The 13,838-nt window shown below is 73.5% G+C and carries 12 protein-coding genes; 4 read left to right on the top strand and 8 right to left on the bottom strand.

The features are described 5' to 3' along the window. The first annotated feature begins 308 nt into the window (after window positions 1-308). Window positions 309-1,301, top strand: a complete 993-nt coding sequence (locus ACO229_RS15990; protein ID WP_423462102.1) for a hypothetical protein — start codon at window positions 309-311, stop codon at window positions 1,299-1,301. 62 nt (window positions 1,302-1,363) lie between these two features. Here ACO229_RS15990 and ACO229_RS15985 read toward each other — a convergent pair whose 3' ends face one another. The 5 genes from ACO229_RS15985 to ACO229_RS15965 all read right to left on the bottom strand — a co-directional run bounded on the left by ACO229_RS15985 (window position 1,364) and on the right by ACO229_RS15965 (window position 6,355). Further along, entirely contained in the window at window positions 1,364-2,110 is a 747-nt protein-coding gene (locus tag ACO229_RS15985; RefSeq protein ID WP_423462101.1) for a Maf family protein, read from the bottom strand. 105 nt (window positions 2,111-2,215) lie between these two features. Continuing rightward, on the bottom strand, window positions 2,216-3,916 hold the full coding sequence (locus tag ACO229_RS15980) for a DUF885 domain-containing protein (RefSeq protein ID WP_423462100.1): 1,701 nt from the start codon (window positions 3,914-3,916) through the stop codon (window positions 2,216-2,218). Between the two features lie 48 nt (window positions 3,917-3,964). Further along, window positions 3,965-4,204 (bottom strand): acyl-CoA carboxylase epsilon subunit, encoded by a 240-nt coding sequence (locus tag ACO229_RS15975; RefSeq protein WP_397429688.1) that lies wholly within the window; start codon window positions 4,202-4,204, stop codon window positions 3,965-3,967. Then, complete coding sequence (locus tag ACO229_RS15970; protein WP_397416717.1) at window positions 4,201-4,722, bottom strand: hypothetical protein; 522 nt, start codon at window positions 4,720-4,722, stop codon at window positions 4,201-4,203. Before ACO229_RS15970 ends, ACO229_RS15975 begins: the two co-directional genes overlap by 4 nt. A 34-nt stretch (window positions 4,723-4,756) precedes the next feature. Then, window positions 4,757-6,355: an acyl-CoA carboxylase subunit beta gene (locus tag ACO229_RS15965; protein WP_423462099.1), complete on the bottom strand. Its 1,599-nt coding sequence runs from the start codon at window positions 6,353-6,355 to the stop codon at window positions 4,757-4,759. 119 nt (window positions 6,356-6,474) lie between these two features. On the opposite strand from ACO229_RS15965, the gene ACO229_RS15960 reads away from it, so the two are divergent. The 3 genes from ACO229_RS15960 to ACO229_RS15950 all read left to right on the top strand — a co-directional run bounded on the left by ACO229_RS15960 (window position 6,475) and on the right by ACO229_RS15950 (window position 8,948). Further along, window positions 6,475-7,347, top strand: a complete 873-nt coding sequence (locus tag ACO229_RS15960) for a biotin--[acetyl-CoA-carboxylase] ligase (protein ID WP_423462098.1) — start codon at window positions 6,475-6,477, stop codon at window positions 7,345-7,347. Window positions 7,348-7,523: 176 nt separating this feature from the next. Beyond that, the gene (locus ACO229_RS15955; protein WP_397429691.1) at window positions 7,524-7,820 is read left to right on the top strand and encodes a hypothetical protein; all 297 of its coding nucleotides are present in this window, start codon (window positions 7,524-7,526) and stop codon (window positions 7,818-7,820) included. Between the two features lie 60 nt (window positions 7,821-7,880). Next, the gene (locus ACO229_RS15950; RefSeq protein ID WP_397416729.1) at window positions 7,881-8,948 is read left to right on the top strand and encodes an adenylate/guanylate cyclase domain-containing protein; all 1,068 of its coding nucleotides are present in this window, start codon (window positions 7,881-7,883) and stop codon (window positions 8,946-8,948) included. A gap of 93 nt (window positions 8,949-9,041) precedes the next feature. Here ACO229_RS15950 and ACO229_RS15945 read toward each other — a convergent pair whose 3' ends face one another. From ACO229_RS15945 to ACO229_RS15935, 3 genes are all read right to left on the bottom strand, one after another. Continuing rightward, entirely contained in the window at window positions 9,042-9,827 is a 786-nt protein-coding gene (locus ACO229_RS15945; RefSeq protein WP_423462097.1) for a crotonase/enoyl-CoA hydratase family protein, read from the bottom strand. Between the two features lie 42 nt (window positions 9,828-9,869). Continuing rightward, the gene (locus ACO229_RS15940) at window positions 9,870-11,573 is read right to left on the bottom strand and encodes a lysyl oxidase family protein (RefSeq protein ID WP_423462096.1); all 1,704 of its coding nucleotides are present in this window, start codon (window positions 11,571-11,573) and stop codon (window positions 9,870-9,872) included. A gap of 117 nt (window positions 11,574-11,690) precedes the next feature. Further along, on the bottom strand, window positions 11,691-13,805 hold the full coding sequence (locus ACO229_RS15935; RefSeq protein WP_423462095.1) for an acyltransferase family protein: 2,115 nt from the start codon (window positions 13,803-13,805) through the stop codon (window positions 11,691-11,693). Between the last annotated feature and the right edge of the window lie 33 nt (window positions 13,806-13,838).

Below are 13,838 nucleotides of genomic sequence, written 5' to 3'. Positions count from 1 at the left end.
GGCACCCGGGAGAAAGTCTGGGGAGCAGACCAACCCCGGAGCGACGCGTTTGGAGGATCCACACATGGCGTGGGCACTGTCCAGTCCACTGAGCCGCTCCACCTTGTCGGTATCGGGTAAACGTCGCCTCCGGGGTGGTGAGCGCGGGCGTGGTGGCGGTATGAGTCCGCCGAGTGCAACCATCTCTGCGCTCACCTGGTGGGGACCGCCGCGGGGAGGGTGACCACAGGCCGGTGGGGGCGGGGGTTGTGCACAGGGGGCGGGGTCGGGTGCTTCGGACGGGGACCGGGCCGTGTGGGATGGGCGGCATGCGACCAGAACGGAAGATCCCCGCGCGGCTGCTGGCGGATGCCCGCGCGCAGGAGGGGCTCGTGGACAAGGCCCAGTGCGACGCCGTCGGGCTCGACAAGTACGCGGTCGGGCGGTTGATCCGGACGGGACGCTGGGCCCGGGCGGCCCGCTGCGTCTACGACACCGCCCCCGATCCGGTGGAACGACGGCGGCGGGACGACTACTACGACCACGTCCGCCGTCGCGCGGCATGGACGGGCATGCTCGCGGTGCCCGATGGCATCGCCACCGGTGCGTGCGCGCTCGCCCTGTACCGCGTGGCCGGCCTGCCCGCACGGCTCGTGCCGGAGGTGGCCCGCCCAGGCGGTAAGGACGCGGCGGTGGGACCCGCGGTCGTCCTCCGCAGGTACCGGTCGTTCCCGACGGTGCGGTACCGGGGCCGGAGCATCGCGTCCTTGGCATCGGCCCTGGTCCAGGGACTTCCGGGGCTGACGCGTGGCGAGAGGGTCGCGGTGCTGAGCAGCGTGCTGCACAAGGAGCTTCTCGACACGGCAGCCCTCGACACCGTGGCCGGCATGATGCGACGACGACGGGGTTCGGTACAGGCCCTCACGGCGTTCCCCCTGGTGTCTGCCCTCGACGAGTCGCCTGCGGAGACGGCCGCTCGCCTCTCCTGCCTGGACCACGGCGTGCCGCCGGACGGCCAGCAGGTCACGTTCCTGCTGGGTGATGTGTTCCTGGCCAGGGTTGATCTCGCGTGGCGCCTGCCGGGCGGCCGCTACCTGGTGGTGGAGATCGACGGGCGCGCCTTCCACACCGGCCGGGTGATGCTCGCTGACGACTCGCTGCGGCAGAACGCGCTGACCGGCACGGGCCGGCTGATCGTCCTCCGGTACCCGGCGGCCCAGGCGCTGGTCGGTGGCATCGGCAAGGATGTCGCCGCCCGCCTGGCCGGCCTCTCCTGGACCCGGGGAGCGCCGCTGCCCCCGTCGGTGGACCTAGCCGAATGAACGCGGGAGTAGTGGCGGAATGATGCCTCGGAGTGCCACTAAGCCCGCGCTCATCGTCGCGGTCACGCGTCGCGGAGCGTGCGCCACGGGATGTTCAGGTCCGTCAGGAGCTCGCGGAGGAGGGGGAGGCTGATGCCGACCACGCCGTGGTGGTCGCCCTCGATACGTTCGACGTACGGGCCGCCGAGGCCGTCGATGGTGAAGGCGCCGGCCACGTACAGCGGTTCCTCGGTGGCGACGTAGGCGTCGATCTCGTCGTCGTCGATGTCGGCGAACCAGACGGTGGTGGAGCTCGTCGAGCCGATGGTGCCGCCCGTGCCGCCGGAGGCGTCGTCGCGCAGGTCCACCACCCAGTGGCCCGTGTGCAGCACGCCCTTGGTGCCGCGCATGGCGCGCCAGCGCTCGCGGGCGGTGGCTGCGTCGGCCGGCTTGCCCACGATCGTGCCGCCGATCTCCAGCATGGAGTCGCAGCCCACCACGATGACGTCGCTCAGGTCCTGGGCGAGCGCCGCCACGGACCCGCCGTCGTCGGCGTCCGGCCCGCCGTCGTCGTCGCTGTCCGGCCCGCCGTCCGGCCCCGCGGAGGCGTCGTCCCGGGACTCCTCGAGCCGGGACGCTACCTCCTCGGCCTTGGCCTGCGCCAGGACCAGCACGGCGTCGGCGGGGTCGAGCTCGCCGAAGCGGTCGGCGGCGTCGGCGAGGACCTTGTCCTCGTCCACGCCGGACACCACGACGTCAGGGGTGACTCCGGCGGACCGCAGCGTGGCGAGTCGGGCGGGAGACTGGGAGGCGAGGACCAGGCGTGGCACCGCGCAACAGTAACGAGAACCCCGGCCGGCGAGACAGGGAAATGACGGATCCAGCGGAAGTGACCCCGGTCACTCCCGCCGGATCCGGCGCGCGCGGGACGGGCGTCAGGCCAGCCCCTCCTGCAGCGTGTCCAGCCCCACCGACCCGAGGTTCAGCGCCCGGGCGTGGAACGACTTGGCGTCGAACTGCTCGCCGCGACCGGCGGCGGCCGCGCGGGCCTCGTCCCGCGTCTGCTCCCAGAGGCGCTGACCCACCTTGTACGACGGCGCCTGCCCCGGCCAGCCCAGGTACCGGTTGAACTCGAAGCGCACGAACTGCTCCGGCATGTTCACGTTGGCCAGGAGGAAGGGCCAGCCCTTCTCGGCGGTCCAGGTGCCACCGCCCCACTGCTCGGGGGCGGGCAGGCCGAGGTGCACGCCGATGTCGAAGACGACGCGGGCCGCGCGCAGGCGCTGGGCGTCGAGCATGCCGAGGCGGTCGCCGGGGTCGTCCATGTAGCCGAGGTCGGCCATGAGGCGCTCGGCGTAGAGGGCCCAGCCCTCGCCGTGGCCCGACACCCAGCAGGCGAGCCGGCGCCAGGTGTTGAGCGTCTCGCGGGCGAACACGGCCTGACCGCACTGCAGGTGGTGGCCGGGCACGCCCTCGTGGAAGACGGTGGTCTTCTCCCGCCAGGTGTTGAACTCCGTGACGCCCTCGGGCACGGCCCACCACATGCGGCCCGGTCGGGACCAGTCGTCGCTCGGCGGGGTGTAGTAGATGCCGCCCGACTGCGTCGGCGCGATCATGCACTCCAGGTCCAGCACCGGCTCCGGAACGTCGAAGTGCGTGCCGTTCAGCGCCGTGATCGCGGCGTCGGACGTCTCCTGCATCCAGGACTTGAGGGCGTCGGTGCCCAGCAGCTTGCGGGAGGGGTCCGCGTCGAGCACGGCCACGGCCTCCTCGACCGTCGCACCCGGACCGGCGATCTGCGCGGCGACCTGCTCCTGCTCGGCGACGATGCGGGCGAGCTCCTCGACGCCCCACCGGTAGGTCTCGTCGAGGTCCACCGTCGCGCCCAGGAAGTAGCGCGAGAACAGGGTGTAGCGGTCGCGGCCCACGGCGTCGGCCTCCGGGGCCTGCGGTGCGAGGTCGCGCTCCAGGAAGTCCGCGAGCCTGCCGTACGCCTCCCGGGCGGCGGTGGCGCCGTGCTCCAGCTCCTTGCGGACCAGGCTGCACGCGGCCGAGTCGTCCAGCACGGCGTCGACGGCGGCGCCGCGCGTGAACGACGTGAAGAACGAGTCCGTGCCGGCCAGCTCGCGGGCCTGGTCGACGCACTCGCGCACCTGGCGGATCGCCGCGACGTTGCCCTGCGCGGCGGCCGCGGTGAGCGACTCGATGTAGCCCTCGACCGCCGTCGGCAGGCCGTTCAGGCGGGAGGCGATGTTCTCCCACGCCTCGACCGAGTCGGTGGCCATGATGTCGAAGACGTCGCGGAGCTGCTGTACCGGGGACTCGATGTTGTTGAGGTTGCGCAGGCCCTCGCCCGCCTCGTGCAGCTCCAGGTCGAGGCCCACGCGCTCGCGCATCGCGGAGAGCGTCACGCGGTCGACGTCGTCCGCGGGCTCGAGCCCGTCGAGCTGCGTCAGCACCTCCCGCCCCGCCTGTGCGACGGCGTCGTGGCCGGCCGGCGAGAGGTCACCGATCTCGTGGTCGTGGCCGGGCAGGCCCCACGCCGTCGCGGACAGCGGGGAGAGCTCGGTGAGCCGGGTGACGTAGGCGTCGGCGACGGCATCGATCGCCGTGGGGGTGCGTGTGGGGGAGGTCATGAGGGGGAGCCTACGGCCGGAGCCCTCGGCGGACCCGTGGTTTTCGGGTCAGGACCGCAGGCTCCAGCGCCACGCGTCGGCGTTGTGCCGCCCGGCGCGCCCGCCGAAGTTCTTGGCGGTGGCGGCGCCGTTCCCGCGCAGCACCCGGGCCCGGTTGGTCCACTCGTCCAGCGGCGCGGCGTCCTCGGGCTCCGGGCCGGCGGCCGCCACGGCCGCGAGGCCCGCGACCAGGGCCGCCACCTCGACGTCGTCGGGCTGACCGCGCACCACGCGTACCTGGGGGCTCACTCGTCGTCCTCCTCGTAGAAGCCGAAGCCGGGGGCCTCGCCGCGCGAGGCCGCCCACTCGGCGATCTCGTAGCCGCCGTCGGTCAGGTGCGTCGCCACGGACTCGCCGGCCGCGTCGAGCAGGTCCAGCACGCCGTCCAGGGACGCGTCCCCGCCCCGCGAGCCGACGACGAAGCCCAGGTAGAACGACTCGGCGCCCTCCACCTCGGGCTCCTCGACGTCCACGGCCTCGTCGTCCGGACCCGGCTCCCACACCGAGGACGTGAGGTCCGGGTGCATGCCGAGCGAGCCGTGCAGCACGTCGAAGAGCGCCGCGTTCAGGTGCCCCACCTTCGACTCCAGGGCCAGCACGCGCGGGTCCTCGTCCGCCTCCGCGGCACCGAACTCGGCGCGGACGCCCACGGCCGTCCCCACGTAGTCGTGCAGGGCCGCGGCCAGTGCGTCGACCGCCCGGTGCATCGGCTCCGCGTCGACGCGGCCCATCGGCGCCGGGCCGTGGGTGGCGTCCTCGTGACTCATCTGGTTCCTCTCCGGTGCAAGGTCTTCCCGCCGGTCAGAGCGGGATGTTGCCGTGCTTCTTCGGAGGAAGCGTAGATCGCTTGGTGCGCAGCGCGCGCAGGGCACGCACGACCTGGACCCGCGTCTCGGACGGGCGGATCACCGCGTCGACGTACCCGCGCTCGGCGGCGTCCCACGGGTTGACGATCGCGTCCTCGTACTCGGCGGTGAGCCGCGCCCGCTCGGCCTCGACGTCGCCGCCCGCCTCCTGGACCGCCTTCAGCGCGCCGCGCTGCAGGATGTTCACGGCGCCGGTCGCGCCCATCACGGCGATCTGCGCGGTGGGCCAGGCCAGGTTCACGTCGGCGCCGAGCTGCTTGGAGCCCATGACGATGTACGCGCCGCCGTACGCCTTGCGGGTGATGATCGTGACCAGCGGCACGGTGGCCTCGGCGTACGCGTAGATCAGCTTGGCGCCGCGGCGGATGATGCCCTGGTGCTCCTGGCCCACGCCGGGCAGGAAGCCCGGCACGTCCACGAAGGTCAGCACCGGGATGTTGAACGCGTCGCAGGTGCGCACGAACCGGGCGGCCTTCTCGGCGGCGTCGATGTCGAGCGTCCCTGCCATGGACCGCGGCTGGTTGGCGATGATGCCGACCGACTGGCCCTCCACGTGCCCGAACCCGATCAGCACGTTCGTGGCGAACATCGGCTGGACCTCCAGGAACGACTCCGGGTCCAGCACGGCCTCCACGGCCTCGCGCATGTCGTAGGGCTGGTTGTCGCTGTCCGGGATGAGCTCGTCGAGGGCCTCGTCCTCGGGCGTCACCTCCAGGACCGTGTCGTCCTCGGGCGGGAAGGCCGGGGCGTCCGACAGGTTGTTCTGCGGCAGGTAGCTCACCAGGTGGCGCACGTAGTCGAGCGCGTCGTCCTCGTCCTGGCCCATGTAGTGCGCCACGCCCGACGTCGAGTTGTGCGTGCGGGCGCCGCCCAGGGTCTCGAAGTCGACGTCCTCGCCCGTCACGGTGCGGATCACGTCCGGGCCGGTGATGAACATGTTCGAGGTCTGGTCGGCCATGACGATGAAGTCCGTCAGGGCGGGGGAGTACACCGCGCCGCCCGCGCTCGGGCCGAGGATCAGGGAGATCTGCGGGATCACGCCCGACGCCGCGACGTTGCGCCGGAACATCTCCGCGAACTGCGTCAGGGCCGCGACACCCTCCTGGATGCGCGCGCCGCCGCCGTCACTGATGCCGATGAGCGGCACGCCGGTGCGCAGCGCGAGGTCCTGCACCTTGGTGATCTTCTGGCCGTGCACCTCGCCGAGGCTGCCGCCGAACACCGTGAAGTCCTGCGAGTAGACGCAGACCTGGCGGCCGTCGATCGTGCCGTACCCGGTCACGACGCCGTCGCCCGCGATCCGCTTCTTGTCCAGCCCGAAGTTGCGGCTGCGGTGCTTGGCCAGCGCGTCCAGCTCGGTGAAGCTGCCCTCGTCGAGCAGCGCCTCGATGCGTTCCCGGGCGGTCTTCTTGCCCCGCTTGTGCTGCTTCTCGCGGGCCGTCTCCTCGGGGACGTCGATCGCCGCGGCCCGGCGGGCGTCGAGGTCGTCGAGCTTGGCGCGCGTTCCGGCGAGGGTGGTGATGGCGTCGTTCACACCCCGAGCCTAGTTGTCGGATGCCTCCGGCTCGATGCGTGAGGGTCCAGCGGGTCGCGCACAGCTCTTGTGGGTTTCCTCCAAGGGTCCGGCCGTCCCGGAGGGGAGAGGATGGACAGGTGCACCAGTCCCTGTACCTCGACCGGCTCACCGTTCCCGGCTTCGCCCGGGTCGAGGTGGTCGAGACCTCGCCCTCCACCAACGCCGAGCTCGTCGCCGCGGTCCGCGCCGACCCGGCCGCCTGGCCCGCGCCCTCGGCGCTGATCGCGGAGGAGCAGACCGCGGGCCGCGGCCGAGCGGGTCGCTCCTGGCAGACGCCGCCGCGCGCCGGGCTCACCGTGTCGCTGCTGCTGCGCCCCCGCGTCCCGGCCGAGGCCATGGGCTGGCTCCCGCTCCTGGCGGGCCTCGCGGTGGTCCGCACGGTGTCCGACGGCGGCATCACCGCCGCCGTGAAGTGGCCCAACGACGTGCTGCTGCCGGCCGTGGACACCGTGGCCGGCCTGGGCCTGTACCGGAAGGTCGCGGGGATCCTCGCCGAGGTGGTGCCCGGGACGACGAGCCCCGGGGCACCGGCCGCCGGCGAGACCGGCTCGCCCGGGGCCGGCGAGGCGCCCGCCGTCGTGCTCGGGATCGGGCTCAACGTGTCGCAGTCCGCCGACGAGCTGCCGGTACCGACGGCGACGTCGCTGGCGCTCGCGGGCCACCCGCGGCCCGACCGCACGGACGTGCTGGTGCGGATGCTCGGCGAGGTGCACGCCGTGGTGCGGCGGTGGGAGCAGGCGGACGGTGACGCCGCGGCGGCCGGGCTGCTGGACGAGTACGCGGCGGTGTCCGCCACGCTGGGCACCCGGGTCCGGGCCGAGCTCGCCGGCGGCGCGGGGGTGCTGGAGGGTGAGGCCGTGGGCCTCGACGGCACGGGCGCGCTGGTGCTGCGGCTGGAGTCGGGCGAGGAGCGCGCGGTGACCGCGGGCGACGTCTGGCACCTGCGCTGAACCGGCGGCCGCCCGCCGGGGCGGCGTCCGGCCTGACCCTGCGCGGGCATCGGGTGAACTGCCCGGGATCCCGGGGTGAACTGCGCGCAATTCTCTGCCGAATGCTCGGTGGCCTGCGGTAATGTCCGCCACAGGCACGGCATGAACGGGCGGCGCGCGACGGTCAGGAGATGCCGATGGACGCAGGTCGAGCCACGGTGGGCGTGGCCAAGGCCGTCGTGTGCGCCGCGGCGATCGTCACCGTCTACCTGATCAGCACCGTCCGTCTGGACCGGGGTCTGGTGCAGAGCGAGGGGACGCCGACGGCAGGCCTGATCGCGGCCGTCGTCGCGTGGCTCCTGGTGGTCTGGGTGCTGCTCTACCGGGACGACGGCGTGCGCGGCGTGCACCTGAGCCTGTGGAACGTGGTGGCCGTGGTCGGCATGCTGCTGGTGCTCACGGGCATCCCCCTCGTGCTGACGCTCTGGGGCTGACCGGGCCGGTCCGTGCGGATGCATGCGGTTGCATGCGGTGTCCCCGCCTACAGTGGTGACGTGCTCCACAACTCCGAGACCCCTCCCGCCCACCACGACGCCACGGGCGCCGACACCGCGGCGCGCCTCGACGAGACGCTGCTCGGCGGCGCCCGCCGGTACACGCTGTCGCAGGTGGTGGAGCTCACCGGGCTCGACAAGCAGTTCGTCACCCGGTACTGGCGCTGGATCGGCCTGCCGGTCACGCATCCGACGGAGACCTGGTTCACCGACGCCGACGTGGACGCGCTCAAGGACGCGGCCGCGCTGTTCGAGGCCGAGCAGATGGACGAGCGGGCCCAGATGACCTTCGTCCGGTCCGTCGGCCACACCGCCGACCGGCTGGCGCTGTGGCAGGTCGAGGCGCTGGTGGAGCACCTCGCCCGCCGGTACGACCTGGACGAGACCTCGGCCCGGCTGCTCGCGCTGGACCGGCTGCCCGAGATGACCGAGACGCTGCTGGGCCAGCTCGAGCACGCGTGGCGCCGTCAGCTCGCCGCGCTGACCGGGCGCATGGCCATCGAGTTCGCCGGGTCCCGCAGCGACGCCCGCAACGACAGCCACCAGCTCCCGCTGGTCCGGGCGGTCGGGTTCGCGGACATCGTGTCGTTCACCAAGCGCACGGCGGGCCTCGGCTCCGAGGAGCTCGCGGAGTTCGTGCAGCGGTTCGAGGCGGGCGCGCGCGACGTCATCGTCAACGCGGGCGGGCGCGTGGTGAAGACCATCGGCGACGCGGTGCTCTTCGTGACCGACGACCTGGAGACCGGCGCCGAGGTGGCCCTCGGGCTCGCGGAGACGTCGGGCGAGGCGCTCGGGACGGCGGCGCCCGGGGACCCCGAGATCCCCGTCCGCGTCGGGCTGGTCTGGGGCCGGGTGCTGTCCCGGTTCGGCGACATCTTCGGGCCGACCGTCAACCTCGCCTCGCGCCTCACCGAGCAGGCCGACCCCTCCACGGTGCTGGTCGACAAGGACACCGCGGCCAAGCTCGCCGCGACCTCGCGCTACGCGCTCACGGCGCAGCCGGTCCGCGACGTGCCGGGCATCGGCCCGCTGTCGCCCGTTCGGCTGCAGCGCGCCTACCAGGGCTGACGCCGCGCGGCCGCGCGGTAGCCGGAGGCTGCGGCCGCCGCGGCCCGGCCGTGACGCACCGGTACCCGTATGCCGCGGCCCGGCCCCGACGGGCTATCTCGCGGGCCGGCCGAGCGCCCGCAGCGCGCCCGGGAGCAGCCGGAGCTGCGCCCGTCGCTCGGCCGCGAAGGTCCGCCGGTCGCCCGACGACCACCGCCGGTCGAGCAGGCGCTTGGCGGCCGCCACCGCCTCGGGGCGATGCGCGGCGATCCGGCCGGCCAGCGCGAACGCCTCCTCGCGCGGCGTGTCCGTGACGGTCCCCGCGAGGCCGAGCCGGGCGGCGTCCGCCCCGGTCACCTCCTCGGCGGTGAGGGTCAGCCGCTTGGCGGTCTCGATGCCCACGAGCTGGGTCAGTGCACGGATCCCCGTCATGTCGGGCACCAGGCCGCGCTCCACCTCCTTGACCGACCAGCGGGCGTCGGGCGCGGTCAGGCGCAGGTCGGCGGCCAGGGCGATCTGCACGCCCGCGCCGATCACGTGGCCGTGCACGGCGGCGACCACCGGGACGGGCAGGCGGCGCCAGGCCCAGCAGGCCTCCTGGAACAGGTTGGTGCCGCGCGGCGTCGGCACGAACGCGCGCGCCACCGCCGCCGGGCGGCGGGCGGCGGCCCCGAGGTCGAGGCCCGCGCAGAACGCCCGGCCGTTGCCCGAGAGGACGACGGCGCGCAGCCCGGGCTCCCGCCGCAGCCGGTGGGCCGTCGCCCGCAGCTCACGGAGCATGTCGAGGGACAGCGCGTTGAGCTTGTCGGGGCGGTCCAGGCGCACGTCGGCGATCCCGTCCGAGATGCTGCAGGTGATGCGGCTCCCGGAGGGGATCGCCGACGGCGCGGTGCTGTTCATGGGGCGCAGCCTATGCAGTACGCCCGCGCCGCGGGCCTGCGGCTACTGGTCTTCCTCCGGCACCTCGGTGTCGACCCCCTGGTAGGGCGGCACCTGCACGGTGCGCGCGCCGGGCCGGCCACCCAGCACGACGGTCCGCAGGCTCACGTTGTTGGACCGGGTCCGCTCGTGCAGGGTGCCGTTCGGGTTGGCGGTGATCCGGATGCGGTAGGTGCCGTTGGGCACGCCGGTCAGGTCGAACGCCTGCGTCTGGGTCTGGTTGTACGTGTCGCCCCACCCGACGGGCAGCACCTCGCGCAGCCAGAGGGCGGACCGGTCGCCGCAGGTGCTGTCGAGGCCCGTGGCCTCCGGGCGCCAGGCCGCGCCGGGCACCGAGAGGTCGACGGGGTCGGTGGGCGCCAGGCACCAGGACTGCTTGCCGCTCGTGGTCACCAGCCGGCCGTTCGGCCGCACGAGCTCGTAGCTCGCGAAGTCCAGGAAGTGCCAGTGGTCGTGCGCCGGGGCGTCGTGGTACTTCATCGACCCGGTCCGCGTGCTGCCGACCTCCTTGCCGTCCCGGTAGAAGAACTGGTACGCGTCCATGACCTCGGCCGCACCCCGGCGGTAGCCCTCGACGACCAGGGGAGCGGGGCCCGCGTTCCACTCGTTCGCGTTGAAGGTGAGCCGGTCGGTGCCGGCCTCGTCGACCTCGGTGCCGATCTGCCACGCCGGCGCCGACACGAGGTCCGGGAGCGTGTCCCGCGCGGGCCGCCGCGACGACGGCGCCGTACCCGCCTGGCCGAGCGCCGGGTGGTCCCCGTGCTGCTGGCCGCCCTCGCGGAGCGTGAAGAGGTTGACGCGGTGCCCGGCACCCGGGCCGGCGCCGTGCGTGCCGTGCGCGCCGCCCTGCGCGCGCAGGGCCTGCGCCCGGTCGGTGCGGGCGTCGTCGGCCTGGGTGCTGAAGCCCTCGGCGGGCTCGCCCAGGAGCTGGTCGGCCACCTCACCGCACTCGAAGAGCTCGCACTCGTCCTCCACGGTGACCTTCTGCCGCAGCGTGCGGTTCCCGGCGGGGATGCCGAGGAACTCCGCCACCGGCTTGCTGATGCTCATGGTCAGGACGAGGTCCTTCCGGGTGGTCTGCACCTCGAAGTACCCGTCGATCCGGGCCGCCCACCCCTGCTCGACGCCGGACACCGTGGAGCGCGTGAACCAGTTCCCGCCGCAGAACTCCGGGTAGACCGGCTCGGTGCGGCCGGTCGGCTGGACACGCTGGCGCTCCGAGCCGCCGAGGCACAGGGTGCGCGTCTCCTTGGCCAGCACCGTGCCCTGGGCCGTCGCCACCTGCACGCTGAGCCCCTTGCGGAAGCCGTCGAGGCCGTCGACGATCGAGGCGGGTGCCGTCGTCGTGGTGCGCTTCTTGCCCCGGATCACCGTCTTCGTGAGCGTCACCGGGCCGGACGGCCGGGCCCGCTCGGCCCGGAACTCGTAGCCCTCGTCGTAGGCGGCGAGCCAGGCGGGCGAGTCCAGGTACACGTAACCGTCGTAGGCGTACGCGGTCACGGTCTCGGCGGCGGGCGCGATCCGCAGGCCGCGCGGGGTCGCCGGCCGGGCCGACGTCGCGGTCGTCGTGGCGGTCGCGGACGGCGTCGCCGCGGAGGCAGCGAGGACGTCGGCGGCCGCTCCCTCCCCGAGCAGGCCGAGCGCCAGCGTGGCCGCGACACCCATCGTGAGCAGGCGTGGTGCCGGACGTGTGGTGCGGGTGGTCATGTATCCCCCAGGTGGGTGCGGACGGAGACCTGTCACGTCAAGGGACGGCCGGTACCGCCGGAACGTTGTCGGCTCCGCGCCACTTCACCCGGGACGTCGGCGTTCTCACCCGTCCGTTCAGGGGAACCGGGCCGGGATCGCCTCCGCGAGGTAGGGCTGGAGGGTCTGGGCGAACGTGTCGGTGAGGTGGCCACGGTCGCGGTAGACGAGCACGTTGCCCACCACCTGGTGGCACTTGCGGGCATCGCAGTAGAAGTCGGTGAAGTCGATCACCGTCGCGTGCGGCGCGTGCTCGGCGGCGGTGTCCACGAGCCCCCGGCGGACCATGGCCTTCTGGCGGTCGACCGCGCACCGCTCGGGGTGCTCGTAGTTCTCCGCGACGCAGGCCTGCGACTTCTCCTTGGCCTCGGGCACGTCCTTCACCACGTAGACGCTGGCGCCCAGGTCGTGCAGGTCGTTCCACAGGTCGGCGAGGCCCTTCACGCCGGGAGCCATGCCCGTGCCGGTGTCCCGGAAGGGGTTGCGGCCCAGGAACGAGGTGATCACCGCGTCCGGCTCGACCTCCCGGAGCTGCTCCATCGTCTCGGCGTTCTTCGCGGCGCACGCGTCCGCCTTGTAGGCGCGCTGCTCGTAGGAGAACGGGCACGAGTTGTGGAAGAACCCGAGGAGCCGCCAGCCCCGCTCCTCCGCGAGGTTTGCCAGCGGCGTGCTGAGCATCCGGATGTGCGAGTCACCCACCATGGCGACGACCACGTCCGACGTCGGGTCGCCGTACTCGCAGACCTCGCTGGTCTCCGTGCTCAGGTCGGACTCGCAGGGTGTGGTCTCCGCGATCTCCAGGTCGGTCACCGCCGTGACCGGGTTGGGCCGGATGGCGACCGTGCCGTCCACGAACACGTCGAGGGTGCCGTCGGCGGCGGCGTGCGCGCCGTGGACGCGGCCGGCCTCGGGCGAGACGTCGATCTGCGCGGCGAGGTCGTCCCAGTCGTGCTCGACCGCCGCCGTACGGGTCACCGGGACCAGCGCGAGCGCGCAGACCACGGCCATCGACGTCGCGGCGAGGCCGAGCGAGCGGCCGTCGTGCTCCCGCAGCCACGCGGTGGAACGCAGGGGCTGCTCGACGAACGTGTAGCTGGCGCCGGCCGCGACGAGCATCAGGCCCAGCAGCCCGAGGCTCTCCAGGCGGGTGGGCGTGCCGCCGGCGTACTCGGTGAACCAGACGATCACGGGGAAGTGCCACAGGTAGAGCGAGTACGACACGTTGCCGAGCCACTGCACCGGCCGGCGGTCGACGAACCACGTGAGGGATCCGACGCCCGACGTGCGCCCGGCGGCGATCACCGCCATGGTGCCGAGCACGGGCAGGAGTGCCGCGGTCCCCGGGAAGGGGGTCGCGGCGGTCAGGGTCGCGGCGCCCACGCCGATCGCACCGAAGCCGGCCAGGGCGAGCACCGAGCGCGCCAGCCGGAAGCGCTCCGTCCAGCGCAGCGTCACGGCGAGGAGGCCGCCCGCGCCCAGCTCCCACAGCCGGGTGGCGGTGGAGAAGTAGGCCGCCGGGTCCTCGGCCCCGACCGACACGAGGTTCCAGGCGAACGACGCGGCGACGAGCACGCCGAACGCGACCAGCAGCGCCGTCGTCAGGGCGCGCGGGCCGCGCCCCGCGCGACGGGCCACCACGGCGGCGCCCAGCACGACCAGCGGCCACAGGATGTAGAACTGCTCCTCCACGGCCAGCGACCAGAAGTGCTGGAACGGGGTGGCGGCGGTGTCGGAGGCCAGGTAGTCGACCGCGTTGCCGACCAACGCCCAGTTCTGCACGTAGAGCACCGACGCGAGGCCCTGACGACCCACCTCGGCCAGGTCGGTCACCGGCAGCAGCAGCGGTGCGCTCACCAGCACCACGGCCACCACGAGGAGACTGGCGGGCAGGATGCGCCGCGCCCGGTTGGCCCAGAAGTGGCCCAGCCGGAGCCGGCCCGTCGCGTGGGCCTCGCGGAGCATGTGGCCCGTGATCAGGAAGCCGGAGATGACGAAGAAGACGTCGACGCCGATGTACCCGCCGGGAAGCACGTCCGGCCGCAGGTGGTAGACCACGACCAGGGCGACGGCCAGGGCCCGCAGCGCCTGCACCTCCGGGAGAAAACGCCGGGTGGCCCGGGACTTCTGCGCCGGGGGCTGTCCCGGGGCGGGCTCGGCGGGCGTCGGGGCAGGGGTGAGCGTGGCGGTGGTCATGGCTCCGGAGCGGTGAGGACGGCACCGGCGCAC

Source organism: Promicromonospora sp. MS192, from assembly GCF_049532985.1.
Taxonomy (GTDB): Bacteria; Actinomycetota; Actinomycetes; order Actinomycetales; family Cellulomonadaceae; genus Promicromonospora.
Note: the sequence above shows the minus strand (reverse complement) of the source record. Positions and strands in the feature narration are given on the sequence as shown.

Excerpts from the sequence above, each read along its gene's own strand:
- ACO229_RS15990 (WP_423462102.1), top strand. The coding sequence starts at position 309 with ATGCGACCAGAACGGAAGATCCCCGCGCGGCTGCTGGCGGATGCCCGC.
- ACO229_RS15940 (WP_423462096.1), bottom strand. The coding sequence starts at position 11,573 with ATGACCACCCGCACCACACGTCCGGCACCACGCCTGCTCACGATGGGT.
- ACO229_RS15935 (WP_423462095.1), bottom strand. The coding sequence starts at position 13,805 with ATGACCACCGCCACGCTCACCCCTGCCCCGACGCCCGCCGAGCCCGCC.
- ACO229_RS15955 (WP_397429691.1), top strand. The coding sequence starts at position 7,524 with ATGGACGCAGGTCGAGCCACGGTGGGCGTGGCCAAGGCCGTCGTGTGC.
- ACO229_RS15945 (WP_423462097.1), bottom strand. The coding sequence starts at position 9,827 with ATGAACAGCACCGCGCCGTCGGCGATCCCCTCCGGGAGCCGCATCACC.
- ACO229_RS15970 (WP_397416717.1), bottom strand. The coding sequence starts at position 4,722 with ATGAGTCACGAGGACGCCACCCACGGCCCGGCGCCGATGGGCCGCGTC.
- ACO229_RS15980 (WP_423462100.1), bottom strand. The coding sequence starts at position 3,916 with ATGACCTCCCCCACACGCACCCCCACGGCGATCGATGCCGTCGCCGAC.